15 protein-coding genes, 1 tRNA gene and 3 pseudogenes are annotated in these 18,281 nt (G+C 58.8%); 13 read left to right on the top strand and 6 right to left on the bottom strand.

The window, feature by feature from the left end:
- Window positions 1–16: 16 nt before the first annotated feature.
- Window positions 17–1,075: a LacI family DNA-binding transcriptional regulator gene (locus IVB27_RS41965; protein WP_247448367.1), complete on the bottom strand. Its 1,059-nt coding sequence runs from the start codon at window positions 1,073–1,075 to the stop codon at window positions 17–19.
- A gap of 114 nt (window positions 1,076–1,189) precedes the next feature.
- Here IVB27_RS41965 and IVB27_RS41960 point away from each other — a divergent pair, with 114 nt between their 5' ends.
- Complete coding sequence (locus IVB27_RS41960; RefSeq protein ID WP_247448366.1) at window positions 1,190–1,717, top strand: DUF1003 domain-containing protein; 528 nt, start codon at window positions 1,190–1,192, stop codon at window positions 1,715–1,717.
- Window position 1,718: 1 nt separating this feature from the next.
- Here the strand turns inward: IVB27_RS41960 and IVB27_RS41955 are convergent, their stop codons facing one another.
- Both IVB27_RS41955 and IVB27_RS41945 read right to left on the bottom strand, forming a co-directional pair.
- Entirely contained in the window at window positions 1,719–2,186 is a 468-nt protein-coding gene (locus IVB27_RS41955) for a GNAT family N-acetyltransferase (protein ID WP_247448365.1), read from the bottom strand.
- 462 nt (window positions 2,187–2,648) lie between these two features.
- Window positions 2,649–2,722: transfer RNA gene (locus IVB27_RS41945), tRNA-Gly, on the bottom strand.
- A gap of 313 nt (window positions 2,723–3,035) precedes the next feature.
- Between IVB27_RS41945 and IVB27_RS41940 the strand changes: the two genes are divergently transcribed.
- From IVB27_RS41940 to IVB27_RS41900, 9 genes and pseudogenes are all read left to right on the top strand, one after another.
- On the top strand, window positions 3,036–3,386 hold the full coding sequence (locus IVB27_RS41940; protein WP_247448364.1) for a type IV secretory system conjugative DNA transfer family protein: 351 nt from the start codon (window positions 3,036–3,038) through the stop codon (window positions 3,384–3,386).
- Between the two features lie 278 nt (window positions 3,387–3,664).
- Window positions 3,665–3,910, top strand: coding sequence for a hypothetical protein (locus IVB27_RS41935; protein ID WP_247448363.1), 246 nt, complete (start codon window positions 3,665–3,667; stop codon window positions 3,908–3,910).
- 150 nt (window positions 3,911–4,060) lie between these two features.
- On the top strand, window positions 4,061–4,408 hold the full coding sequence (locus IVB27_RS41930; RefSeq protein WP_247448362.1) for a DUF3768 domain-containing protein: 348 nt from the start codon (window positions 4,061–4,063) through the stop codon (window positions 4,406–4,408).
- A gap of 1,431 nt (window positions 4,409–5,839) precedes the next feature.
- The gene (locus IVB27_RS41925; RefSeq protein ID WP_247448361.1) at window positions 5,840–6,106 is read left to right on the top strand and encodes a hypothetical protein; all 267 of its coding nucleotides are present in this window, start codon (window positions 5,840–5,842) and stop codon (window positions 6,104–6,106) included.
- Window position 6,107: 1 nt separating this feature from the next.
- Complete coding sequence (locus IVB27_RS41920) at window positions 6,108–7,691, top strand: peptidoglycan recognition protein family protein (RefSeq protein ID WP_247448360.1); 1,584 nt, start codon at window positions 6,108–6,110, stop codon at window positions 7,689–7,691.
- A 491-nt stretch (window positions 7,692–8,182) separates the two neighbouring features.
- On the top strand, window positions 8,183–10,207 hold the full coding sequence (locus tag IVB27_RS41915; protein WP_247448359.1) for a GAF domain-containing protein: 2,025 nt from the start codon (window positions 8,183–8,185) through the stop codon (window positions 10,205–10,207).
- Window positions 10,200–11,891 carry a CHAT domain-containing protein gene (locus IVB27_RS41910; protein WP_247448357.1) on the top strand — a complete coding sequence of 564 codons (1,692 nt, stop codon included), beginning with the start codon at window positions 10,200–10,202 and terminating at the stop codon, window positions 11,889–11,891. The genes IVB27_RS41915 and IVB27_RS41910 overlap by 8 nt, the downstream gene beginning before the upstream one ends.
- On the top strand, window positions 11,800–13,062 hold the full coding sequence (locus IVB27_RS41905; RefSeq protein WP_247448355.1) for a hypothetical protein: 1,263 nt from the start codon (window positions 11,800–11,802) through the stop codon (window positions 13,060–13,062). The genes IVB27_RS41910 and IVB27_RS41905 overlap by 92 nt, the downstream gene beginning before the upstream one ends.
- Window positions 13,063–13,072: 10 nt before the next feature.
- Window positions 13,073–14,221 (top strand): annotated as a pseudogene (locus IVB27_RS41900) (ISL3 family transposase); the annotation flags it as partial.
- A 79-nt stretch (window positions 14,222–14,300) separates the two neighbouring features.
- On the opposite strand, the pseudogene IVB27_RS41895 reads toward IVB27_RS41900, so the two are convergent.
- Both IVB27_RS41895 and IVB27_RS41890 read right to left on the bottom strand, forming a co-directional pair.
- Window positions 14,301–14,516: pseudogene (locus tag IVB27_RS41895) on the bottom strand (IS66 family transposase); the annotation flags it as partial.
- A gap of 305 nt (window positions 14,517–14,821) precedes the next feature.
- A pseudogene (locus tag IVB27_RS41890) lies at window positions 14,822–15,067 on the bottom strand (GGDEF domain-containing protein); the annotation flags it as partial.
- A gap of 344 nt (window positions 15,068–15,411) precedes the next feature.
- Between IVB27_RS41890 and IVB27_RS43100 the strand changes: the two are divergent.
- Window positions 15,412–15,609: a diguanylate cyclase domain-containing protein gene (locus IVB27_RS43100; RefSeq protein ID WP_345947008.1), complete on the top strand. Its 198-nt coding sequence runs from the start codon at window positions 15,412–15,414 to the stop codon at window positions 15,607–15,609.
- 248 nt (window positions 15,610–15,857) lie between these two features.
- Here IVB27_RS43100 and IVB27_RS41880 read toward each other — a convergent pair whose 3' ends face one another.
- Complete coding sequence (locus IVB27_RS41880; protein WP_247448351.1) at window positions 15,858–17,084, bottom strand: type IV secretory system conjugative DNA transfer family protein; 1,227 nt, start codon at window positions 17,082–17,084, stop codon at window positions 15,858–15,860.
- A gap of 328 nt (window positions 17,085–17,412) precedes the next feature.
- Here IVB27_RS41880 and IVB27_RS41875 point away from each other — a divergent pair, with 328 nt between their 5' ends.
- Both IVB27_RS41875 and IVB27_RS41870 read left to right on the top strand, forming a co-directional pair.
- The gene (locus tag IVB27_RS41875) at window positions 17,413–17,658 is read left to right on the top strand and encodes a hypothetical protein (protein ID WP_247448348.1); all 246 of its coding nucleotides are present in this window, start codon (window positions 17,413–17,415) and stop codon (window positions 17,656–17,658) included.
- A 155-nt stretch (window positions 17,659–17,813) separates the two neighbouring features.
- Window positions 17,814–18,131 carry a DUF3768 domain-containing protein gene (locus IVB27_RS41870; RefSeq protein WP_247448346.1) on the top strand — a complete coding sequence of 106 codons (318 nt, stop codon included), beginning with the start codon at window positions 17,814–17,816 and terminating at the stop codon, window positions 18,129–18,131.
- The last annotated feature ends 150 nt before the right edge of the window (window positions 18,132–18,281 follow it).

Below are 18,281 nucleotides of genomic sequence, written 5' to 3'. Positions count from 1 at the left end.
TTGAATCCACTTGCCGCTAAGGCAGATTGTCCCGCATCACGATGTCGATCCTGATCTTCTCCTGTTCGCGCAAGATCGGCTCACCACGGGCGAGCGCGAGCAGCACGCGCACGGCGGCGCGCGCCTCGTGTCCGGGGTTTTGCGAGATCGCGGCATCCATCACGCCTTGCAGCAGCAGCCGGCGCGTCAGCGCGGTGACGTCGTGTCCGACGAATACCACCTGCCTGTCGCGACCGGCATCGCTCAGCGCCTTCTCGCTCAACGCGTTGGCCACGCCCTGCGTGCCGGCGCCGACGTTATAAAGGCCGACAATGTCAGCATGCCTGCCCAACAGCCGCGCCAAGACCTGTTCCGAACGCGCGTCCTCGTCGCGCCCTTCCAATACCGGCAGCACGCTGAGCCCGGGGAATTCCGACGCCATCACCTGGATGAAGCCAAAAATGCGCTCGGCATGGTCGCGCAGGCCCTGCGATCCCGCGATGATCGCGACCTTGCCCGGCCTTTGTCCGACCAGCCGCCCGACCAGCGCGCCGGCGGTGCGCCCCGCGGCGATGTTGTCGATGCCGATATAATGGTGGCGGCGCGACGACGGCACGTCCGAGACCAGCGTCACGACCTTGGTCCCGGCATCAACGAGATCGTCGATCGCGGCGCGGACGCCGGGATGGTCCAGCGCCACCACGGCGATGCCGTCATAATCGTCCGAGAGCCCTTCCAGCGAAGCAACGAGCACCGACGGATCGAACACGTCGGTTGCGACCATCTCGACGCTGAGGCGGCGGGATGAGAGCCAGGCCGACATCTCGCCGAGATAGGCCTCGATCTGCTGCATGAACGGGTTCGGTCCCGACGGCATCACGAAGGCGAAACGGCGGGCGCGGCCGCGGGCGAGCTCGGCGGCGGCCACATGCGGCTGGAACGAATTGCGCTCAATTGCTTCCCTGACGCGCCGGACCGTATCCGGCCGCACACCCGGACGATTGTGCAGAACGCGGTCGACCGTCGCGAGGCTGACGCCCGCCTGGCGGGCGATGTCCTTCAGCGTCAGCGCGGTCGTGGTGAGCGTCTCGGCCATGGCTGAAGGCTATCAGAGGTGTTTTGAGGTACGCAACTCATTTTGAGGAGCAGCCGGCATTTTCTGGTCCCGCTGTTGCTAGGAACAGCCTCTTCAGTCGGCCGTTGCCGCCGCGTGCATAACGACATCACCCATGATCCCGGCGAGGGATTGAGCCCGACGCTCGAGCGTAACATCCAGGCCTTGGTCGAGCGCCGCCGCCAGGAGCAGCGCGCGGCCAGGGGGCAGGAAAAGCTTGCCGACGCGATCACGGCCTTCACCGGCAGCATGATTTTCGTCTACCTGCATCTCGCGGTGTTCGGCTTCTGGATCATCGCCAATCTGCATTGGCTGCCGGGGATCCCGGCCTGGGACGAGAGCTTCGTGGTGCTGGCAATGATTGCTTCGGTCGAGGCGATCTTCCTGTCGACATTCGTGCTGATCTCGCAGAACCGCATGAGCGCAGCAGCGGACAAGCGCGCCGATCTCGATCTCCAGATCAGCCTGCTCGCCGAGCACGAGTTGACCAAGGTTGCCCGCCTTCTCACGCAAATCGCCGAGCGGCTCGACGTCCAGCCCGACTCGAAGGGCGATCTGGAGGAGGCAAGCCGGGACATCGCCCCCGAGCGCGTGCTCGACAGGATCGAGGAGACACGCTCCTGAGCTATCGGCCCGCCGACAGATCCAGGGTCAGGAACAGGCTGTTGGGATCCTCGACATAGCCCTCGAACGGGCCGCAGAGGACAAAGCCATGCGCCCGGTACAGCGCGTGCGCCGGCTTGAAATAGTCCCACGAGCCGGTCTCGAGGCTGAGCCGCGCCATGCCGCGCGCGCGGGCTTCCGTGATGATGTGGCGAAGCATCTTACCGCCAAAGCCGCGCCGGCGCGTGGTCTGGAGCGTGTGCATCGACTTCACCTCGCCGTGCTCGGCCGAGAGCGTCTTCAGCGCACCGACGGCGGCCAGCGTCTCGCCGTCCCAGCCGGTCCAGAACGCGACGTCGGACGCGCGGAGCCCGGAGAGATCGAGCGCATGGGCGCTGCCCGGCGCGGTCTGCGCTCGCGCGGCGGTGACGTGATGATCGAGCAGCGCGATGACGCGCGGATCAAAGGTGTCGCCGGTTCGGATCTGCATGGTCAGGTTCACTCCAGGATTTCATATTGCATCAGCACCATTACATCTTCCCGTAGGAAGCGCCGCGGCGCGTGATGATGACGTAGCGGGCGTCTTGTAACTGGGAAGGCATTGCGTCCCCACGGGCTGTACGGCACCCGCGCGCCGGCCGGCAGGTCGATGACTGGCTGACGCCGGAGCGCGCCGCGAGTTCATTCAGCGTCATGCCGGCCTGCGTCCGAAGCGGCTTCAAGCGACGACCGATCGCGCGATCGCGCTTTTGCTGGTCCATTTTTTGTAGGCCCCGGTTTTCATCCGAACATGCCCCGGCGCGGTGACCGCAAGCCACCAGGCGAGAGAAGCTTAGCCGAGAGAGCAGCGGGTGCCGGTCACGATGGGCTAATATATTGGAAACTCACGCACTGCGCGATGTGCGCTTGCGCCTGTCAGGTCGATCGGAAGGAAAATCTCAATCGAGAAGCCTGGAGCGGGCGAAGGGAATCGAACCCTCGTATGCAGCTTGGGAAGCTGCCGTTCTACCATTGAACTACGCCCGCAATCACTTGAGATTGCTCGTCTTTTTTGATCCAACCAAACTGGCGTGGCACGATTTCGGCACGGAGAGCCAGATTGGATACGACTCAATTAGAGCAAACAAGGTCACCTTTTGCAATCGCGGCCGTGCCCGAGTCGCCAACCACTAGGAGGCGCAACGGAAAGCGACCGGGTACCCCCCTCAAAGAGCGGCCTTCGCGTTGTCAGACCAACCGCAGGAGTGCAGCGATTACCGATGCGGCTCATTCTAGATCTGGAAATGCTCCGTGGGGTAAAGGGCACATTGGGGAAGACAGTTCCTCGCTCCTTGGCGGCTTGCTCGTTACCACCATTGGCCTTGCGGCGTTTAGCCGGGCCGAGACCGCACAAGAGAAACGCAGAGACTTCTTCGTCTACATTGACGAGTTCCAGAGCTTCACCACGGTCGCACTGGCGAACATGTTTTCCGAGCTTCGCAAGTATCGCGTCGGCTTCACCGTGGCCCATCAATATCTAAACCAGCTCGCCCCTGACGTGCGCCATGCGGTACTTGGCAACGTCGGCTCTATCATCTCATTCCGCGTTGGCGTTGAAGATGCCCCCTATCTCATTCGAGAATTCCAGAGCCGGTTCTCGGAGATTGATTTCTTGCGCTGCCGAATTACCGCATCTACCTCAAGCTTATGATCGATGGCACGCCGTCGAAGCCATTCAGCGCCGTCACACTTGACCCTGCTGGCGCACCTCCGGGCCTCCAGTAGGATTTGCCAATTTGGCGTAATCTCACGCCTGTCCGCCCCCGCCACTCACAAGCACCATTCCGCTCGGACATGTTCTTTCTCCGGCTCTCATTCGGAGTCGGTAGCGAGGCGGAAGCATTTGCAGCTGCGCTGGTAGTCCGCAGAAGCAGCTCCGCCTTGCTGTCCGGCACCGAATAGTCGGGCGTCGGCAGTGACGAGGAAAACATGTCCACCATTGCAGTATCCCAAAGGGCCGTAAAGCCGATGAAGCTCTGCGAAGTTGAAGGCTTCGAACAGCTCGACGATCTTCTTCTGCTGGCAGCTCTTGCTGAAAGCATGTGTCCAGCCATCTGCATGACAGAAGGATGTGACCATACAGCGGAGATGGAGCCTGACCTAGATCAGGGATTCTGCGAATCTTGCGGCGGCAACACTCTCGTCTCAGTGCTTGTGCTCGCCGGCTTTATATGAGCTCGGCCATGCAAATCCGTAACTTCTACCATTGCGCGGAATGCGGGCGTGAGTGGACTGCCGTTTGGTCCGCACAATGTGACGATGATTGCCCGCACTGTGGCGCCCGTCACATGGCTCCGTATAAATGCGAGGTTGCAGAGGAACGCGATGACGGATGATTTCGCTAACTCCACGACGCTGCGCCGCATTCAGGTACTCAACGACTTCTTTCGCGCGACTTTTCTCGGCGGCAAAGTCGTCGTTACTGCAGGGGTGGCGGCACTGCCAATTGACGTGAAAGCTCGGGTACTGCTCCAGGTTCAGAGTTTCACGAGTTTCAACGTCGACAATGATCCGCATGGCGAGCACGACTTTGGCAGTCTCGAAGTCGCGGGAGAGAAGTTCTTTTGGAAGATTGACTACTACGACGTGCTCTGCGAATTCGGATCGGAAGATCCGGCAAGTCCAGAAAAGACCACACGCTTTCTCACCATCATGCTTGCTGACGAATACTAATAGAGCAAGAAGTGACCGCCTCCCGTCTAGCCTAGACGCAGCGGATCATGCTCCAGCAGGAGGAGCACCGTTGTGGGGACCATCGGATGGCCTGCCGGATTGCTCTTGCAGTTAGGCGCCCGATCAGTGCGGATTTGACTTGGACGCTCTTTTTGTCCTGACCCTCGCTTCATCGCGAGGTTTTGTTTCGGTTCGGTGGCGCAAGTCCCGAAGGGACGCGAGGGAGCGCCGCGGTGTTTCCGGTACACGCAGCTTGAAGATTACGGTGGCACAACTTAGCGGGAAAGGCGGCCGATATGGCGCATCGTCTCCTCGCGCGCTACACAGAGTCCTTTCCAGGGCCCTTGGTTGGTGAGATCAAGGCCACTCCTCCTTGGCCGCCGCTCCGACTCAAAGCGCGGCTGCACGTAGCGGCGGACCATTGAGCGTTGATGGCGTTACCCAAGACGCGGCGCCGGCTTGCATCCAGGGTCCGCATTGGAGCAGATTGCGGCCCGGAGCCCCTCCAGAGAGGCCGGCTAAGCTTGAGACGCGAAGGTGACAATCGTCTGGCATAGACGGTCGATCGTCGCAGTATTGGCTTTCACGTTCTGCAGTTCCTTGAGCCGGGCGCCGATGTGGAGCGTATTCTTTTGTAAACCTCCTGCCCCGCCGAAGGCGGCCGACGCTGACGAGCCAGCGGACTCCCAGTGCACATCAGCATCGACTTTTACGCTCTGAGCCAGGTCGCAAGGCCAGGCCGCAAAGGTATTGCCCCAAACTACCTCGCTGGGAAACGGATCGTCACCCGCTTTGGCTAACGCAAAAAGAGCCTTGTTGTCCCGTTCGTGGGCCTTGCGGATGGACTTCTCGGTGTCTGGATTCTTGTGCGCAAGCTTGTCGCCATCACAGTCAAAAGTGAAGAATGTCGGAATCTGTCAATCGGCGTTGGACTGGGACCCCCGATCGGCATCCAAAGGGTGCAGGCCGAAACACACCCGGGAGAGCGGCGTCCTGATACGCCGGGGCAGCGACGCTCCAAAGGGGAATACGGCAATTTGTCTCAGCTCGGTCTAGAGACTAGATTTGCTTCGATTGCAGTGCTAAGCTCCTTCAACGTCTCGGCGTATCGCAATTGCCCCATTTTTGAAGTCGGCGATGCGCGGCAAAGTCTTTGGATTTTGGTGTAGGCTCGGATGCCGACGGCTGTGGCCGTTTCCGCACAGGATAAGCCTAGTCTGCGTCGTCTTTCGAGAGAATTAGGCCAAGAGAAATATCGCAAGCGCGATGCAATTGGCATCGCGAATGAAAATGTGCGTCTTACTCGCGAAGCGATTGCTGAAGAGATGCAGCCGTTACCAACACGCTCCCTTCCGGCATCGCTCTCGCCTACTCTCCGGCGCCGCCGCCGGGTACGAGCAAACTGACATTGCCGCCTAACGGGAGGTATCCATGCCGATTAGTCCGGTTAATCCAGATACGTCGCTGGCCAAAGATCCGGGCGACGATGACACGGACGGCTGTCTTTGCGGCATGGATCACCTCGATGAGGATGCGACTTTGGATGAGGAGTTGCCAGCCGGTATTGGCGGTATCGAGACTGATGCCGAGAAGTGGTCAGACAACGACGAGGATGACGTTGATGGACGCGAGATCGGGTTAGCCTCCGATGATCAAACGACTGATGAAGAGCTGCCAATAGCGTTTGGGGGTACTTGAGATGGTATTTTCACTCACATGGCTTGCAGAAGTTCTCGAGGATGCTGGACTTAAGCTTGCTGAACAGCCCGGATGGCGCTCTCGCGGCCGCGGCGAGATGGGAACTGTGAAGGGTGTCATTTGCCATCACACCGCTGGCTCCGCCAAGGGCATCATGCCAAGTCTTGGCGTAATCACCAATGGACGGCCGGACCTGGCCGGACCACTGGCGCAGCTGGGGCTGGGAAGAGATGGCACGTTTTTCGTCGTCGCAGCCGGCCGATGCAATCACGCCGGACGCGGTATGTGGCAGGGTTTAAGCAACGGCAATGCCAACTTCATTGGGATCGAAGCAGAAAATACCGGCCTTTCGAGTGACCCATGGCCTGCCGTGCAAATGGACGCGTACAGGCGCGGCGTCGCGGCCATTCTAAAGAAGGTCGGTGCCAATTCGATTATGTGCTGCGGCCACAAGGAGTATGCATTGCCGCACGGCCGTAAAGACGATCCGTCCTTTGATATGGTTGAATTTCGCACCCTGGTCGCAACCATTCTGGCGGGTACGGCTCCAGATCCTGTCATCATTCCCAATGCAGATGCAGACGGTCGGCCCACGCTTCGGCGCGGGGCGCGCGGCGACCTCGTCCGTCAGATCCAGACCGACCTGAAGCTTCCGGTTGATGGGGGCTTCGGTCCGGTCACCGAAGCTGCCCTGAGGCAGTTTCAGCGCGATCACGACCTTGTCCCGGACGGTATCGTCGGGCCGCGCACTTGGGCCTCGCTGGAGACCCTGGCCGCTCCTAGCCATGTCGTCGGGGCTGCGGCATCCGCGGGAGTGGTAACCATCAAGCAACTCAAGCAGATGGCGGCGACGAGCGAGGTCGCTCGCTTTAGCTGGAAGGACCGCGGGAAAGCGCCTGTGGGTTACATCAAGGGGATGGCCCTGGCTTTCGGGCGCGCGTACTGCAAATTCAAATTGGACAACCCTGCGGCACTTGATATGGCCCGGAAGAACTCTCGAGACCAAGCGCGTGACGCGCTTGCCTGGTACGACGAGATATTTGCGGCCGCAGGAATGAGCAATGACGCCGATGGACCCGACACGCTTAGGCATCTTTTCGTGCTTTTGACCGGATTGGGCATGCGCGAAAGCTCTGGGAAATTCTGCACGGGTCGCGACACGACAGCCGATAACACCACGGCGGACACGGCGGAGGCCGGCCTGTTTCAGATGAGTTTCGATGCTAACAGTGCGAGCCCCCTGCTATCGCAAGTCTTTGCGGAGTATAAGAGTGATCCGTCCGGGTTCATTGACGTATTCAATGAAGGCGTGATCTGCAGTGCAGCCGATACCGAGAACTTTGGGTCCGGCGCGGGATTCGAGTTCCAACGTTTGTGTAAGGCGAGCCCGGCTTTCGCGGCGGAATACTCCGCCGTGGCGCTCCGGCACATCCGAAAGCATTGGGGCCCGATCATTCGAAGGCAAGCGCAGGTCCGGCCAGAATGCGACGCCCTTTTTAACAAAATTCAAGTTGCGATCGACGCGTCGCCTATTCTGAGCGAAGCATTGCTTCCGGCAGGTACCTCAATGCGCAGGGTCGCGTAACTCAAAGGAGCATGCGTAGGCGTAGGTATGTGACGACGAATGGACGCGCCTTGGGTCGGTTCACCAGCCTAGTTGCTGCCGGCGAACGTAGCTGAAGACGTCCTCACCGTAGCGTACAACTCTAGCAATCTTAGAAGACGATTGCAGATGTCGTAGATCGTTCCGTGGGGCCTTGGGCGAGCGCGCGCCGTCCTGTGAGCCAGCTCACAGACGACCGCGACCCTAAGCGATATGATGCTGGAGTAGGAAGGGCGCGAACCACCAACATAGAAAGCATATTAAGCAAATTTGAGTGCTCTGAAGGTCCTCTGTATCGCGCTTTCTTGAGCGCTTGTCACGACGGCAGCCACTTCGACGAGATGAAGCTCAGCCAAAGTGGAACGTGAACACGGTTGATTGAGGCTGATATGAGCCAAGCGGACCAACTTCGGTTTGCGATTGGAGCTCTAGACCTACATCGCGCATGCGACCTGGGGAGTTCGCCCGAAGGTATGCTCGATGGCGCGTGCTGTGTTCTCCGTAAATTCATCGCTTTCGATCTTGTCACATTTGCTGAGTATGCAGTCGATCGAGCTGCTTCTGACAGCATTCTTGCGCTCGGCCGATACGCGGTTGACGATGGAAAGCGCTTCGACTGGCCAGCTCGCTGGCTCCGAGTACCGAAGGTCGCCATTCAAAGTCACGCCGGCAAAGATGTGGTGCTCTCCGACATGGAGGCATCCTTCGCCGACCCCGCCCTTGCAGAGTTGCGCTCCAATCCAGTCATCCAGACGTATCTGCAGCGAGGTGCGCGTAGTCTTCTCGCCGCCTTATTCTGGGAGAACGATCAACTCGTCGCCAGCCTCACCCTCGCGCGCAAAGGTAATTCCTTCAACGAACAGGATAAGGCTGACTTGGAGGCCTTGACCGTTGCCGATGGGCTGCGGCGGATTCGCGGTGCGTACCAAGCGAAGGCCGCTGCATTCCGTCAGGAAATGCGCGACCTTTTTGCCGAACGAGCACAACCCGGTCGAGTCGCGCCGCTCGTCGTACGCCGACTGTGCGAACACTTCCGGTGGAATTATGTTGCTATTTTTCGCGTTGCGGGCATTCGCGACCGATTTGAGCTTGTTGACCAGTACGCTCTCGATAAGAGATTACTAATCGACAAGAATTACTCCCAACCGCTGGAGAAGGGCGTCCTTGGCAGAGTCAAGCGGACGGGCGGGCCGCTTCGCGTCGAGGACACCTTGGCGCACACAAGGCACGGCTATCGGCGCATTGCTCCGGACGCGCGATCCTGCCTATGTTGTCCAATCAAGGTAGACGGAGTCGTCGAATGGATTCTTGATTGCGAATCTGCCGAGGTTGGTGCCTTCCAGTATCCTGACGAGGTAGAACTGGGCACCCTCATCAGGGAAGCTGAGAAAACTGTGGCGCTCTGGTTTGAGATGCGCCTAAACCGAGCCTTGATCGAGAACATGGACCAGGGCGTGATCGTGGTCGACCGAGAGAACCGGATCACCAGGTTAAATGCGCAGGCTGCCCACCTGCTGGGAGCATCGCCAACCGCTCAAGATGACCTCGACGCCAAGTGGGACCTTTCGCACGTTGGCGTCCAACCTCAGGTGCGGGGAAGACTTCTCACGGACTTCGGTGCCGGTCAAGATGCGAAAGACGACCTTGAGGCGGGGCATGTCGCGATCAAGCAACTTCACTTGTTGGGAGCCGATGGAGTGGTCAGGAATGTCGCCGCGTCCTCTCGCGAGGCAGAGGACGCTTTCAACCGGCGCATCTGGCGGCTTAGCGACCCCAAGATTTGGAACTGGGTGACTGCATTGGAATATATGCGCACAACTGTCCAGAGCGTTGCTCAGCAGACGCGCGGTCCACTCCTTCTCGCCAACGCGCTGATCGCTAAGTCGACGCGACTGATGCCCGATAACATAGAGCTGCAGGACCTTCTGTCGAAGGCCAGGGCCTGCCTTGCCAAAACAGACATCACTTATGAGCGTCTGGTTGACGTACTAACCGTTCAGCGCAACCCTATAGGCAGCCCGGTCGCTGTCGATGTAAGCGTTGCGATCGAGCGCTTCCTCACTAGTCTTCCTCCAGAGGATCGTCGTGCGGTCATCGTCACTTGCGCAGAGAGTGTTCCTGCCGCATGGGTCGATCCAAACCGTCTGGATTTTGTAATACGTTCTACTCTTGGCTATCTCCTCGCGAGTCACCTTCCAACAAGCAAGATAACAGTGGACGTAGCGGGAAGTGACGACGAGATCGCTGTAAATATCACTTGCGCCGTTCAAGAAGCGGATGGTTTCGGTCAGGTGCCGGCAGACAGCGATCCCCTAGCTGTCGCCAAGGCCGAAGCGCAAGAAGCCGCCACACACGCTCTCAGCTCAGTTAGAAAGGCGATCGAGATTAACCGGGGTGGCAATTGGATGCTCGACCATGCCCGAGGGAAGCTCGTTCTCCACTTTGGCCTGCCTTCGCCTCTCCGTGCTCGGGGCAAAACGGTACTCGCCCATGAGTGACCATTTGCTCATTGTCAGCTCGGATTCGGCGTGGCTGCAGGCATTGCGATTCCTTGAGGATCCTACGTGCTACGACAGCTCCGCGGACTCCGAGGACCTACCACCGCACGTGACCTCCTGCCCCGACAGCGCGACTGCGCTGGCCAAGTTGGACAGTGAAGCCAGCGATCCAATAGCCGCAGCGATCATCTTCGGCTTTCACACCAGTCCGGCGATAAGCAGAGAGATGGCGATGCAAGGCTACGGTGCGCGTGAACTTGCGATCGATTTGCATGCGAAACGGCGATCACTGCCGGTCATCCTTGCGACGCGGGATCGGCTGGACGTGCTAGAACGTTTTGCGGCGAGCACAGAGAACGTCGAGGTGATCCGGGACGAGTCTATCCAATCGATACATGCCGCGATCGTCAGAATGCGCAAAACGAACTCGAAAAAGCAGCCTTGGGCCGAGGTGGATATTCATATTGGTGTGGAGTCAGTCGGTTTGCGCGCCGTTCTGGCGAACGGCCAGGTGCTCGCTGACAACATGGCCCCGTCCGACATTTACGCGTTCCTTGAAGACGAGCAGGATGAGTTTCAGCCGTGGCAGCTCTACAAGTATGATGTCCCCGGCGGGCGTCTAAACGACGGATGGCCGAGCCGCCTTCGGCTGGTCGGAGAACGGCTGCATCAATACCTGGTAAGGGAGCGCCAAGTAATTGAGAACTGCCTCAACCGCGTCCGGAAAATGGACGATATCCATTTTCGCTTCGTCACGAGTCACATCACGTTTCCAGACGTGCCGTTCGAAGCAATGCGGGATCCCGACCGCGCGAAGTATATTCGTGACATGTCGCCCATGGCTCGCCGCATTCTTTTGAGCCCGTCAGAATTGACGTTTGGGGAAGGGACCGCCTCAGAGTTCTCGGCGAGTACACGGCTTACCGGCCCGCTTCTTGTGATACAGTCCAACTCTGGACTCGGAACATTGCGTGTCGGCCGTCATACCTTTGATGGAGTTGAAGCCAGAAGTTTTACGAGATTGCCCGACCTTGCGAGGGAGCTGACCTTAGTCCAGGCAGCACGTACTCAAATGAACCTTAGTCCGCCGGAAACGTGCCTGCTTGAAATCGGTGACGACAGCGCCAATAAGCTGGAAGCGGCTATCGGCGATGGACCTTGGGACATCGTGCATTTCTGCGGGCATAGCGTCAGGGCGGATGATAAGGAGGTTTTCCTTGTTCTTCCGGGAAGAAAAGCGGGCGAACTCACTTCGATGTCGATGAGTAGGTTTGCTCAGATTCTTCGCCGAGGGCGCGTTAGGTTGCTAGTACTGTGCTCTTGCGAGGGCGCATCGTCTCAGGGCGTCTTTCGGGTTGCTCAAGAGGGCGTTCCAGCGGCCGTCGGCTTCCGGTGGGAGGTGAAGACGAGTGAGGCCACCCAATTCGCAGAGCAGCTGCATCAGAGACTCGCCGGGGGAGCACCACTTGGGCGGGCCTATCTGGAGGCAGTGCGAAAGTTGACGGCCGATTCCCCAGCCTTTCTCTCGACCATACTGGCGGTGCAGCAGGACCATTGGGCTGAGCCTGCAGTTTCAGCGGAGGACCAAATCGATGTTCGAATGGCTTTGGCAGAAGGCGGACGAGGTACGTCACGCACCGGTGGAGCGCAAGGAAGCCGAAATGTTGCCGCCGGAGAGGGTTAAAGACGATCCGAACCCCAAACTGATTGATGGTCAGAAGTTTCAGACCGGAGGATCCTATTTCGGTGTCCGCCTCACCGGACTGCACGTCGTCGACGCTCGGCAGTTTGGATCGCAACGCTTTCCGCTCTTCGTAAGCTTGGCGGAGTTCAGGCAGCGAGGCCAGGACCGGAGCGTTCCGTTCACTGTCGGCCCGCGGGAGATCATCGGTAAACTACGGTCAGCAGGCGCAATGAAGGATGACAAACCCGATCCGGGATGGATTGAGCTGCGTGACTTATCAGTGGTTCCTCCAACGCCGGTCGGTGTTGGGAATTTGTCCCTCTTCGTCGGCCTTTACAGCGTTCCCGGCAATGATGTCGTTGGCACGCTTCTCGACGTTGTGGGTAACCTCTCCAAAACGGCGGGTGCAATTGCGCCTGCGACGGCTGCAGTCGTGAGCCCGGCGCTCGATGTTGCGAAGGCGGTTTATGCCGGCTTCGGTTCACTCATTGGCTTACAGTCATTACAGGCGCTGGCCCAGGCGCAGAGTGGCCGCGCATTGTCTGGAACTGGAAGTGGTTACCTAGTCGTCGCTAACGTCGCGCCAAATACGTTGTCGAAGGAGAACGTCATGATGCGGGGAGGCAAACTCTGTCGAGGCGAGTCGATGATCACTGATATGGACTACTGTGTGCTCGCCATTGAGCACTATTCCACAATTTTGGAGGAAGCGACAGGTATTGCGCCCGACCTATTCGACGCGGACTGGGCCGAAGTATTAAAGGCGCTCAGTGGGGAAAATCCCGGTAGCGCTAAGGAGCCGATGCGAAAGCTTATGGCCTCTATTCGGGGAACGCCTGCGCTGATCGACACCGACCGAACGGCGGCCATGACCGCATATCTGCAGAGATATACCGAGGAGCAGGAGCTTGTGAAGCAAGTGGATGACGCAACTCGTGGAGCACGTGACATGCTCGCAGGTGCTCTGGGAAGCGCCCGGGACCAGCAGCTTGCCAGTGGCAATCAGATTGCAGCAGAGAAGCTTTCAACGGTGTTCGAGCTAGTCGATGCGGCTCGTCGGAAGGAAAAGCCTTCACCAGCAGCCGTGGCGGCGGAGGCGCGCGCCGCGTTGCACAAAGTCGGCGTCGGCGGCGATGACGCCGTGGCGGACGCCCTGCTAAGGGCGGTGTAGCGGCCGGACTCGTCGCTTAAGTACCAGCCGCCCGCAGCCAACCCATATCCGTGAGCATCGAGACCAGTGCCTGATCGGTATCGATGACTGGGCATGGCGGCGCAATCAGCGGTACGGAACAATCATCTGCGACCTCGAGCGGCGACGACCGATCGCCCTGTTACCCGACAGAGAGCCAGCTACTGCACAGGCCTGGCTCTCGGGGCAGCCCCAAATTGCCGTCGTCGCGCGCGATCGCGGCGGTGGTTACGCCCTTGCTGTAGCCAAGGCGCTTCCGCAGGCCACCCAGGTTGCTGACCGCTGGCATTTGATGGAGAACGCCAGCCACGCCTTCCTCGATGCGGTCCGCAAATCCATGCGCCAGGTTCGTGTGGCGGTCGGCGCCGCCACAATTAATCCTGCCTTGCTGACTGCCGCCGAGCGCATCCAGTACGAAGGCTATCTACGGCGTGAGGACACCAACGCGGCAATCTTCAGACAGGCTGAGACGGGTGTCTCCATAAAGGAGATCGTACGACTTACGGGACATAGCCGAGGCCTCGTCCGCAAGGTGCTCCGAGGTCAGCGAACGGATGTATTCAGAGTGCGTGAGAGTTCTCTCGAACATCATCTGTCTTGGCTTGATGCCCAGTGGACTAGTGGTCATCACAATAGTGCCGACTTGTGGCGTCGCCTCAGGAGGCTGGGTTTTAGGGGCTCCGAGCGGGTTGTTAGAGAATGGGCGACACGCCATCGGCGCGCCGAAACGCCCGATGCTCAAAGTGTACAGCGCGTGCCGTCCGCCAGAACCATTGCCCGCCTGATGACTAATGGCCGCGATGCGCTATCAAAGTCTAAGACCGTTACCATCGCGGCGATCGAGCAAGGCGCTCCTCTCCTGGTGGAAGCTCGTGAAATCATCGCAGCTTTCCACACGATGATCCGCAAGAAGGCTCACGTAGATCTTGATCCTTGGCTGGAACGAGCATGCGCAAGTCTCGTCGGGTCCTTCGCCAACGGTGTCACCAGAGACAAGGCCGCCATCAACGCTGCGATTAGAACATCTTGGTCCAACGGGCAGACCGAGGGTCAGATTACCAAGCTCAAGCTCGTCAAGCGTCAGATGTACGGGCGCGCCAAGCTCGATCTTCTGCAGGCCCGCTTGATCGGTGCTACATGATCCCGATGCACAAAAATTGCTCAGAGCCAATATTGCAAGCCGAATGACACAAAACGATGCAGACGTGCCAGCGCCAGTTCTTCCTCGAGCTTGACGTGTCCTCGGTGGCGTCGGTTTCCAGCTCCTCGAACGTCAGCGCCAACTGCTCGATCAGGCGCGACGAACGCTCCGACCGTTGGCCATAGATCTGATGCTTCAGATTGGCGATCTGCAGCTGCTGCTGGGCGATCAGCGCTTCGTCTTCCGACGCTTTGGCGCGGACAACCGCGAGCTCGGCCGCGATCTCCAAACCCAGGCCCGCACGTGCTGAATGGAGGGGCGAGCGCTTGAGGGAATGTTCGTGACATAATTCACAAGCCTTATGATTTACCTCATTGGAGGAGCACCGAGAGTCGGGAAGACATCGCTTGCTAAAAAGCTGTTGATCGAGCGCAACGTTCCCTTCATATCGACCGACGTGTTGACGCATGCCCTCGGCCAAGCCTATCCCGCGACCCGCTTGCGCGAAGCGAGCTGGACTGAAACTCCCGGTTCGAATACAGCATCCGGAGACCCGCGACCAATTCAGGAGACTGGTGATACGAAGATACTGAATTTGCACATCAGCTCCTCGCCGCCATATCGCGCAGCACAGTCTCCCTCCCTGATGCCATGTTCCAGACACTTGGCGACGAGGCGTAGCACCTGATCCCCGAGCTGATGGCCGTGGTCGTTGAACTTCTTGAAGTGGTCGATGTCAGCCAAGAGAACGCTAGGCGGCTCGCCGTGCTCCATAGATTTGATCTGCGCGGCGCGAAGAAAACTCTCGAGCGCGCGCCGATTAGCAAGTCCGGTGAGTGCGTCTGCCTTGGAGCGCGTTTGCGCTTGCTCCAGGCCATCGTGATCACCCATTCCAGAGCATCGTGATCACCGTTTCCAGCGGATCGTGATCGGTATTTCCAGCGATCGCGATCGGGGCAATTAGGAGGCGCGCGCCGCTGACAGTCTGCAACCCGGGTAGCTTGGTCTTTTGCCTAACCGCAGAGGATCGAGATGCCGACCGAGAGACTGTCCATGCGCCACATCCGTGAAGTTCTACGCCTACACGACAGCGTCGGCATGTCGCAACGCGCCGAGTTTGGTGCTACCCCGTACCCCCGAATTGGGGGAACAGGAGCCGCGTGGACCGAATTTGATAGCTCCCGAAAACGGTGTGCCACACCTGGGTGACAGAAGAAGCTGAAACCGCTCACCGCCGACCGAGCGGTGAATCGATCGGGCAGGTTACGGTCTCCATTGGGGTAACAGAATTTATTCCTGGCGAAAGCTTCGAGGCGCTCTTTGAGCGATGTGACGGAGCGCTTTACGAGGCAAAGCAAGCCGGCAGAAATTGCACCAAATCCGCATGAGAAATGTTCAATTTCGCTCGGATCACCGGAAAACAGGGGGTATGCGACCAACATAACAAGTCGCCATCATCATTTCACAAGCGGCCGTTTTCGGCAAAATCACGAGCTCGTGCGCGCCTGGCTTTGAGAGACGATGTCCGCAATATGGGTTCGAGTGATAACACTCGCTTTGCTCGCGTCGATCTTCGCAACGATGACCGCTTCTTCGGGATGGAGGCCATAGCCTCCAGGACCAAGAGGTAAACATTTTAAACTTCAGTTTCGAAGTTACGGCGTAGCGCAGAACCCGGAAAGTGCCGGTCGCTAGGTTCAATCGTAACGGCGCTGAACGCTCTCGACGGCATGCCGTCGATCATGAGCTTGAGATAGATGTGGTAGTTCGGCAGCTGCAACAGATCGAGCTCATCAAATCGCTCTTGAAATTCTCGTGCCAAGTACGTCGCGTCCTCTGAGCCAACGCGGAAGGAGATAATCGTGCCGGCATTTCCGAGGACGGCGTGGCGGACGTCCGGCTCAAGCTGGTGAAGGTACTGGTGCGCGACAGTGAACCCGACGCGATACTTGCGAAGCTCCGAGAACATGTTCGCCATGGCGAGCGTCGTAAAGTTCTGGAACTCGTCAACGTAAACGTAAAAGTCTCGTCTTTGATCCTCCAGAAGTTCCGCTCGGCTAAAGGCCGCAAGTCCAAGCGTAGTGACAAGCAAGCCGCCCAGTAGCGATGAGCTATCTTCGCCGATTTGCCCCTTCGCCAGGTTCACGAGCAGCACCCCGCCCTCATCCATGATCTGCCGGATGTGGAGGTCACGATCGGGCGCGGTGAGCAGCCGGTTGAGGAGTGGATCCGAAAGAAAGGCTCCAACCTTGTTTTGAATAGGGGCGGTACCGTCTGCCCGATAGCCGAATGAAAAGCGATCGAACTCCTTCAATAAGAACGTGCGAACCGTCTCATTCTTCAACTTTCGCGCAATCTCCATACGGAACTTCTGATCAGACAACACGTGCAGTATGTCATGCATCGTCGCGTGCGGCTGCTCCAAGAGCGCCATAAGTACGTTCCGCAGGATGTGCTCCATGCGCACGCCCCATGCGTCCGGCCACATCTTCTTGAAGACCTCGATAAAGCCGGAAGCGGCAAGGGCGATTCGATCTTCGCGAACATGGCGTAGCGGATTGTACCCGTACGGCTGCGTTGGGTCACAGGCATTCAAATAGATCACGTCCGACATGCGTCTCTCCGACACTTGAGCCGCGATGCGCTCCACCAAATCGCCGTGAGGGTCGATAAGTGCAAGTCCGCGTCCGTTTTCAATGTCCTGGAGCGCCATCGTCTCGATCAAGGTCGACTTGCCGGTACCTGTCTTACCGATGATGTAGGTGTGCGACAAACGATCTTCGTTCTTGATTCCAAAGGTGTAGTCGAAGTTGCGATGGTCAGCGCGAGCAAAGCGCGTAAGTCCTAGTGGCATGCGCTCCATACTCGCGCCTCAGACATATCCTCCGAGAGGGTGTGTCAGGTATTTCAATGTCACGCTCCGCTCGGTGACGAAGTGGCACGATCTCTCGCCTCCACTCGTTTCGAGTTAGGCGCGACAATCACCCCAGAGTTTTGATCTTTACACGTCCGCCCCGCGATCCGGGACCTGCATGCATGTCTGGGTCTCGGTGGCGAAGCGGAGGCATCGCGACGAGCGTCCATACGGTCGATTGGGTACTTATTCTAATCCGGCTCAGTGACGGACGCTCGGCCTCCTCCTCGCGATCGAGCCCCCGAATGGGTCGGGTGCTCGTAGCGAGGAGGACATGATGTCCAACATTGCTCTTTCCCAAAAAGCTCTAAAGCTGATGCGGCTTTGCGATCTTAGCGGCTTCGATAGCCTCGACGATCTTCTATTAGCGATGGCTCTTAAGGATACTGTATGTCCGGCCATCTGTATGACGGAGGGATGTGACCACACAGCAGATACGGAACCAGACCAGAATCAGGGGTTCTGCGAGGCGTGCGGCGGCAACACCCTTGTATCGGTCCTCGTGCTCGCCGGCTTGATCTAGGAGGTCGGCGATGCAAGTCAGAAACTTCTACCACTGCGCAGAATGCGGTCGCGAGTGGACGGACATCTGGTCCGCACAGTGTGACGATGATTGTCCGCACTGCGGTGCACGTCATATGTCCCCGTACAAAAGCGAAGACGCGGAGGAGCGCGATGATGAATAAGATCGCACTTCTCAACGACGCGTTCCGGAACACGTTCCGCGGCGGCAAGGTCATGATGACAGTCGGCGTTGCGGAGCTAGCGGACTGCGTGAAGGCCGAGGCACTTCGTCAGGTAGCGGATTTCTCGGAATTTACGCCGGAGAACGACCCGCACGGCGAGCACGACTTCGGAAGCTTCGATCTGGTCGGTCGCAAGTTCTTCTGGAAGATCGACTACTACGACAAGGACATGCGGCACGGCTCCGAAGATCCCGGCAATCCCGAGCGAACACTACGCGTGCTCACGCTCATGCTCGCGGCCGAGTACTGATAAAGCAAGAAGTGACCGCCTCCCATCTAGACGCAGCGGATGGACGCTCCAGCAGGAGGAGTACCGTTGTGGGGACCTTCGGAAGGCCTGACGGACAGCGTGATGCTGTCATGCGCCCGAACAGAGCGGATGTACCTTAGACGTTCTTTT

This window comes from Bradyrhizobium sp. 197 (genome assembly GCF_023073375.1).
GTDB lineage: Bacteria > Pseudomonadota > Alphaproteobacteria > Rhizobiales > Xanthobacteraceae > Bradyrhizobium.
This window is presented reverse-complemented; position numbering and strand designations above follow the sequence as displayed.